Source organism: Acidimicrobiales bacterium, assembly GCA_036273495.1.
GTDB lineage: Bacteria > Actinomycetota > Acidimicrobiia > Acidimicrobiales > JAJPHE01 > DASSEU01.
The window spans coordinates 1-7,032 of record DASUHN010000137.1; the positions used below are offsets into that span (position 1 = coordinate 1).

8 protein-coding genes are annotated in these 7,032 nt (G+C 74.4%); 4 read left to right on the forward strand and 4 right to left on the reverse strand.

The window, feature by feature from the left end:
* From VFW24_05845 to VFW24_05855, 3 genes are all read left to right on the forward strand, one after another.
* Nucleotides 1-393 (forward strand): sigma-70 family RNA polymerase sigma factor (locus VFW24_05845; protein ID HEX5266276.1); only part of this gene is annotated, 393 nt, incomplete at its 5' end.
* Nucleotides 390-1,142, forward strand: a complete 753-nt coding sequence (locus VFW24_05850; GenBank protein HEX5266277.1) for an anti-sigma factor — start codon at nt 390-392, stop codon at nt 1,140-1,142. The genes VFW24_05845 and VFW24_05850, both read left to right, overlap by 4 nt.
* 57 nt (nt 1,143-1,199) lie before the next feature.
* Nucleotides 1,200-2,252 (forward strand): lysylphosphatidylglycerol synthase transmembrane domain-containing protein, encoded by a 1,053-nt coding sequence (locus VFW24_05855; protein HEX5266278.1) that lies wholly within the window; start codon nt 1,200-1,202, stop codon nt 2,250-2,252.
* Here VFW24_05855 and VFW24_05860 read toward each other — a convergent pair.
* From VFW24_05860 to VFW24_05870, 3 genes are all read right to left on the reverse strand, one after another.
* Nucleotides 2,183-3,667: an MFS transporter gene (locus VFW24_05860; GenBank protein ID HEX5266279.1), complete on the reverse strand. Its 1,485-nt coding sequence runs from the start codon at nt 3,665-3,667 to the stop codon at nt 2,183-2,185. The genes VFW24_05855 and VFW24_05860 overlap by 70 nt on opposite strands.
* Nucleotides 3,664-4,194, reverse strand: a complete 531-nt coding sequence (locus tag VFW24_05865; GenBank protein ID HEX5266280.1) for an HAD family phosphatase — start codon at nt 4,192-4,194, stop codon at nt 3,664-3,666. Before VFW24_05865 ends, VFW24_05860 begins: the two co-directional genes overlap by 4 nt.
* A gap of 65 nt (nt 4,195-4,259) precedes the next feature.
* Entirely contained in the window at nt 4,260-5,789 is a 1,530-nt protein-coding gene (locus VFW24_05870) for an AMP-binding protein (protein HEX5266281.1), read from the reverse strand.
* 77 nt (nt 5,790-5,866) lie between these two features.
* Here VFW24_05870 and VFW24_05875 point away from each other — a divergent pair, with 77 nt between their 5' ends.
* Nucleotides 5,867-6,631 carry a glucose 1-dehydrogenase gene (locus VFW24_05875; protein HEX5266282.1) on the forward strand — a complete coding sequence of 255 codons (765 nt, stop codon included), beginning with the start codon at nt 5,867-5,869 and terminating at the stop codon, nt 6,629-6,631.
* 21 nt (nt 6,632-6,652) lie between these two features.
* Here the strand turns inward: VFW24_05875 and VFW24_05880 are convergent.
* Nucleotides 6,653-7,032, reverse strand: a 380-nt coding sequence (locus tag VFW24_05880; GenBank protein ID HEX5266283.1) for an enoyl-CoA hydratase/isomerase family protein, incomplete at its 5' end; no start/stop codon positions are given.

A 7,032-nucleotide genomic window follows, 5' to 3' on the forward strand; every position in this document is an offset into this window, starting at 1 on the left:
ACCCTGCTCTGGGACCACCCGGAGCGGTTCGAGCCCGACCGCGGGACGCTCCGCTCGTACCTGCTCACCATGGCGCACCGCCGTGCCGTCGACGCCGTCCGCCGGGAGGAGCGGCGCCGGGGCCGGGAGGAGCGGGCCTCCGTGCGGACCGTGGCGCCCTACGACCTCGAGCACGAGGTGTGGGACCTGGCGGTGGCGTCGCACGTGCGCGAGGCCCTGGGCCGCCTGGCCGACGCCGAGCGCCAGGTGATCGAGCTCGCCTACTTCTCCGGCTACACCTACCGGGAGGTGGCGGCGCTGCTCGGCCAACCGGAAGGCACGGTCAAGAGTCGAATCCGGTCGGGGCTGGCCCGGCTGCGGGCGGAGCTGGCCGACGCGGGGGTGGGGGAGTGAGCCTGCCCGGCGGGGATCACGACGAGATGCGCGACCTCGTGGCCGCCTACGCCCTCGATGCCGTGGACGACGCCGACCGGGACGCGGTGGAGCGCCACGTCGAGACGTGCCCCCGGTGCCGGGCCGAGCTGGCGGCCCACCAGGAGACCGCCGCCCTACTGGCGTTCTCCGGCGGCCAGGCGCCCGGCGAGGTGTGGGAGCGCATCGCCGACGCCATCGGCGCGCCCGGGTCCCCACCCCCGGCGCTGGAACTGGTGACGGCCCGGCCGCGCCGGGTCAGGCGGCGATGGGTGGCGGCGGTGGGGGCGGTGGCGGCGGGGGCGGTGGCCGCCGCCGTGGCCCTGCTCGGGCTCACCGTGTCCCACCAGTCGGCGCGCATCGACGACCTGGCCGCCGCCGCCGGGAACCAGGCCACCCTGCGCCAGGCGGTGACGGCGGCCCTGCAGCCGGGGGCGCGCAACCAGCCACTCGTCTCCCCGTCCGGCACCGTGCTCGGCGACGTCGTGCTCGGCGCCGAGGGCGGCGGCTACGTGATCGCCGACCGCTTCCGGACCCTGCCCGCCGACCGCACCTATCAGCTGTGGGCCATCGTCGACGGGACGCCCGTGTCCCTGGGCCTGCTGGGGCCGGACCCGACGGTGTTGGTCTTCCGGCCTGCCCCCGGGGCCAGCGAGCTGGCGGTGACCGCCGAGCAGCGGGGCGGGGCCCTGCGGCCGAGCGGGGCCCCGGTGGCCGCGGCCAGCATCTGAGCGGGACCGGGCCGCGCCGGCGGCATCCGCACCGGTGCGCCCGGGTACCTCTCCCGTATGCCTGACACCGGGGCGGCGCCCCGCTCGCGCCGCGGGTCGCTCCGGAAGTGGGGCCCGCGCCTCGTCGTGGCCGGTCTCATGGTGGCGGCGCTCGTGTTCCTCGTGGGCAAGGGCCACGAGGTGGTGAACGGCTTCGACCTGCTGGCCCATCCCCGGGTGGGATGGCTCGTCTCCGCCGTGGCCATGGAGGTCCTTTCGCTGTGGGCCCTGGCCCGCCTGCAGTGGCTGTTCCTGCACGCCGCCGACGCCGACATCGGCACCGGCGTGATGGCCGAGCTGACCGCCGCCCACAACGCCATCACCATGTCCGTGCCCGGCGGGGTGGCGTGGTCGACGGCGTTCGTCTACGACCAGCTCCGACGGCGCGGCGTGGAGCGGAACCTGGCCGGCTGGTCGATCCTCTCGAGCGGTGCGGTCTCGAGCTTCTGCCTCTTCCTTCTGGTCGCGGCGGGTGTCGAGTGGACGGCGCACGGCCCGGCCTCCGCCGCCAAGATCCCGGTGGCCCTGCTGGCGGCCATACCGCCGGTTGGGGCCATCGCCTTGGTCGTGGCCCGCCGGCGGGGCGTCACCCCGCGCGAGCTGAGCGACCGGGTGGCGCGCCGCCTCGACCGCTGGATCGGGAAGCGGGCCGGGAAGTGGCTGCGCAACCTGTCCCGGGACCTGGGCCGGTACCAGCCGACGAAATGGGAGTGGGCCCGCACGTTCGTGGCCGCCCTGGTCAACTGGCTGTCGGATCTCGGGTGCCTGGTGGCGAGCATCCACGCCATCGGCGGCCGGGTTCCCTGGCCCGGGGTGCTGATCGCCTACTCGCTGGCCAAGGTGGCGGGCATCCTCCCCATCACCCCCGGCGGGCTCGGTGTCGTCGAGGCGGGTCTGTCCGGGCTGCTGGTGCTCCACGGCATGGACTCCAGCCGGGCCATAGCCGCCACCGTCCTCTACCGGCTGATCAGCTTCTGGCTCCTCCTGCCGGTCGGCTGGTCCTACTGGGCCTTCTTCAAGGTGCGCGCCCGCCGGTCCGACTCTCCCGCCGAGGCCACGTCGACCGGGTAGCTGCGCCGGCCCCCGAGGAGCACGAGCCCGCCGGCCACGAGCGGGACGATCATGATCAGGAACGTCAGGTCGAGGCCGTGGGCCTGGGCCGGGCTGACCGTGGTGTGGCGGACGTCGATCCCCGCCCCCAGCCCGGCCCGGCTGCCGCCGAGTACCTCCGACAGGAGCCCGAACAGCAGGGGGGCAAACGCCTCCAGGCTCTGGCGCATCATCGTCCGCACCCCTTCGGCCCTCCCCCACAGGCGGGAGGGCACGACGTCGAGCCGGGCGGCGTCGAGGGCGGGGTTGGGGGCGGCCACGAAGGCGGCGGCGGCCACGAACAGGGGCAGGGACACGAAGAGCAGCGGGCTCAGCAGGGCCGGCACGAGCAGGGCGGCGGCCACCACGTAGCCCACCGTTCCGACGAGCAGGCGGCCGTCCAGCCGGCCCCGGCGGATCAGGCCGTCCGCCTTGCCGCCGGCCACGAGCAACCCGGCCACCGCGCCCAGGCCCACCACGGCGAGGAGCATCGTGGCCGGCCCCTGCCCCACGCCGTACCGGCCCCTCATGAAGACCACCGCGAACGTCCGCAGCCCGGCGAAGAAGAAGTACCCGAGCGACGACGCCACGATCAGGACGACGTTGGTCCGCACCCGTAGCACGTACCTGACCGCGGCCCACAGGCCGAAGTCGTCGGCGGCGGCGTCGATGACGATGTCCTCGTCGGGCTCGACGCCCAGCTCCTCGATCTTGCGCAGCACCACGGTGTCCTCCCGCGTGGCCTCGACGCGGCTCTGACCGCCCCGGGCCGGCTCCGGGAGCAACCGCCGGACGGCGACGCTGAGGACGACCGCCGGGACGGCCAGCACCGCCAGCGCCGCCCGCCACCCGAACCAGCCCGCCGCCAGGCCGGCCAGCACGACGCCGACGCCGGCACCGGCCACCTCGCCGGTGAGGATGAAGCCGTACATGCGCCCGCGCTCGCGACCGGGGAAGAAGTCCCCGGTGAGCGAGGCGATGGTGGGTCCGGCGGTGGCGGTGACGGCGCCCAACGCCACCCTCGTGACCATCAGGAAGGTGAACGACGGCGCCACCGCCCCGCATGCCTGGGCGGCGGCCCACACGGCGATGCTGATCCACAAGAGGCGCACCCGGCGGCTGCGATCGGTCAGGGCGCCCACGGGGATGGTGGCAACGGCGCCGACCAGAGACGAGACCGTCACCATCAGGCCGACCTGCCAGTTGCCGATGTGCAGCCCGTGCTCCAGCTGGACGGCCACGGCCCCGACGGCTCCGTTGTCGGCGGCGCTCAGGCCCAGGACGGACGCGAGCAGGATCACCACCCGCCGGCGGTCGGGACCGCCCAGCACCTCGGTCAGCCGGTCGAGGCCGGCCTGGAACGCGTGACCAGGAGAGAGGCCGCGCAGGGCGGTCACGTGGCCAGCAGCTGTCCGATGGGGCTGCCGTCGAGGCCGGTCAGCAGATCGGCGGCGTCCCGGTAGACCGCGACCGCTCCCGCGCCGCGCAGGTCGGCGGCGAAGATGTCCCCCTCGGGCTTGGCCGCCTCCACGTCCCCGGAGTCGGTCACGCCGTCGATCCATTCGTCGGCGTCCAGGGCGCGCAGGAGGTCCCCCACGTCGCGCTTCTTGGCCGACGTCGCCAGCACCACGCGTGCACCCCGCCCCGACACCTCCGCCAGCAGGCGCCGGGCGCCGGGCAGGGCCCGGATCTCCCCCTTCAGCCTCCGGTAGTGGTGCCCGTGGGCGTCGGACAGCTGCGGGTCGTCGCGGCCGAGGAGCGAGGTCAGCAGCTCGGACGAACCCATCCCGACGAGGTGGTGCACGGCGGCCATCGCCACGTCGTGGCCGGCGTCACCGAGGGCCCGCCACCACGCCAGGGCGTGCAGGTAGGTCGTATCGGTGAGCGTCCCGTCGACGTCGAAGAGAACGGCGGCCCGAGGCACGGGTGGGGTGCTACCCGGGCGCGGCCGGCTCCACGCCTGGCCCGGTCAAGGGCGGCGGGGGCGCCTCACCGGTAGGTCCGGCGCAGCTCCTGTTTGAGGATCTTGCCGAGGGCGTTGCGGGGCAGGGCGGTCACGATCTCCAGCCGCTCCGGGATCTTGTGGGTGGCGAGCTGCTGGGCCCGGCAGTGCTCGGCCAGCTCGGCCAGGCTCACCGCCCCCGCCCCCTCGGCCGGCACGACCACGGCGCAGGCGCGCTCGCCCGTGCGCGCGTCGGGCACGCCGATGACCGCCACGTCGGCCACCTTGGGGTGGGTATAGAGGACGTTCTCGATCTCCTGGGCCGAGATGTTCTCGGCGTTGCGGATGATGATGTCCTTTATCCGGCCGGTTATGCGCACGTGGCCCCGCGGCCCGACCACGCCCAGGTCCCCGGTGCGGAAGTAGCCCTGGTCGTCCACCGCCTCGGCGTCCAGGGCGGGGTCGACGTAGCCCCGGCACATCTGCGGGCCCCGGAGCCGCAGCTCTCCCTCCTGGCCGGGGGCCACCTCCCGCCCGTCGGTCCCGACGACGCGCAGGTCGACCCCGGGCACGACCCGACCCTCGGTCAGGGCCAGGTCCTCGTCGGTGTCGTCGAGCGTGCACACGGTGGCGATCGGGAACTCGGTGAGGCCCCAGCTCGACACGATCCCGATCCCGAAGAGCTCCTTCATCTCGTAGTAGAGCTCGGGCGGCTTGGGGGCGCCGCCCGAGGCGAACGCCTTGAGCCGGGTGAACAGGGGGTCGGGGCCGTGCCGGCGCTGGGCCTCGATGTAGGCGTGGAAGAACGGGACGGCGCTGCCGAGGATGGTCCCGCCCCTCTCGGCCATCACCTGCGGGCTGCGCTCCCGGTCGAAGGTCTCGATCAGCAGGATGCGGGCGCCGGTGTGGAGACCGACCACGGTCATGGCCATCCCGCCGATGTGGGTGTAGGGGAACGGGATCGGCACGCAGTCCCCGGTGTCGACCGCGTAGCCGAGGATGGTGCCGTTGGCGGCGTTCATCACCGAGCTGTCGGTGTGGCGGGCGCCCTTGGGGTCGGCGGTGGAGCCCGAGGAGTAGTAGATGTGGCGGACGGGGTCTCCCTCACCCGTCGGTGGGGGCGGGAGGGTGGCCGGGTCTCCGGAGGGAAGCCCGTCGTCGACGACGAGGGTCTCGACGCCCGACTCGGCGGCGATCTCCCCGGCCATGGCGGCGTAGTCGAATCCCCGCCACACCCCCGGCGTGATCAGCAGGTCCGCCCCTGTCTGGCCGACGATGAAGCCGACCTCGCGCCGGCGGAGGATCGGGATGATCGGGTTCTGCACGGCGCCGAGACGGGCCAGGGCCATGACCAGGACCGGGGAGTCGAGCCGGGTCGGCAGCTGCCAGCTGACCACCGAGCCGGCCCGTACGCCCCGGGCCCGCAGGCCGGCGGCCACCGTCTCGGACGCCGCCACCCACTGGGCGGCGGTCAGCGCGGCGCCCCGGTCGTCCTCGAGGAGGACCCGGTCGGGGGTGCGGCGTGCCCGTCCCGCCAGCAGCTCCCACAGGGTCCCGGGGTAGACCGGCACCTCCACCGACGTCCTCCTACGCTCTGCCGGCGCGGGAGCTTGGCACAACCAGCCGGGGCCCGATAGCGGAAGAGAGGGAACTGATGGCCAATCCCAGCTTCGACCTGAGCGGCAAGGTGGCGGTGGTCACCGGCGGGAGCCGGGGCATCGGGCGGGCCATCGTCCAGGGCCTGGCCGAGGCGGGGGCCGACGTGGTCGTGGCGAGCCGCAAGCTCGACAACTGCCGCCAGGCGGCGCAGGAGGTCGAGGCGACCACCGGCCGGCGGGCCCTGGCGGTCGGCTGCCACGTGGCCCACTGGGACCAGTGCGACGCCCTAACCGACGCCGTGTACGCCGAGTTCGGCCGCTGCGACGTGCTCGTGAACAACGCCGGCATGTCCCCGCTGTACGACCGGCTCACCGACATCACCGAGGAGTACTACGACAAGGTCCACGCCGTGAACCTCAAGGGGCCCACACGCCTGGCGATCAACTTCGGGTCGCGCATGGCCGCGGCCGACGGGGGCTCGATCATCAACGTGGGAACGGTGGGCTCGCTCCGGCCCGGCAGCCGCGAGCTCGTCTACGCCTGCGCCAAGGCCGGGCTCAACGCCCTGACGGTCGCCATCGCCGAGGGCTACGCCCCCAAGGTGCGCTCCAACGCCATCCTCCCCGGGCCGGTCATGACCGACATCACCCTGGCGTGGAGCCCGGAGATGCGGGCCAACGCCGGCGCCGGAGTGCCCCTCGGCCGCCCCGGCTACGCCGAGGACTACGTCGGGCCGGCGCTGTGGCTGGCCAGCGAGGCCTCGGCGTTCGTCACCGGGGTGATCGTCCGCGTCGACGGGGGCCTGTACCGCCAGCTCTGACCCTCACGACCCGAACCGGGCTCATTCGACTTCGTCGACCAGGCCCCACTCGAGGGCCACGGGCACCGGCAGGGGCCGCCCGCTGAGGGCCAGGTAGGCGGTGCGCTGCCGGCCGATGCGGGCCAGGATGCTGGCGGTCCCCCCGGCCCCGGGCACCAGGCCCATGGCCACTTCCGGCAGCCGGAAGGTGGTGCCGGCGGCGGCGACCACCCGCGTGCAGAAGGCGGGCAGCTCGATGCCGGCGCCCACGCACGCCCCGTGCACCCGGGCGGTGGCGCCGAGCTGGTGCAGCAGCAGGCCGGGGCTGCGGGACGTGCGGGCGGCGTGGGCGGTGACCGGGTCGGGCGTGGTGCCGAACTGGCTGAGATCCCCGCCGCTGCAGAAGGCGGGACCGTTGCCGC

Coding starts and splice junctions, on each gene's coding strand:
- VFW24_05875 (HEX5266282.1), top strand. CDS start 5,867: ATGGCCAATCCCAGCTTCGACCTGAGCGGCAAGGTGGCGGTGGTCACC.
- VFW24_05855 (HEX5266278.1), top strand. CDS start 1,200: ATGCCTGACACCGGGGCGGCGCCCCGCTCGCGCCGCGGGTCGCTCCGG.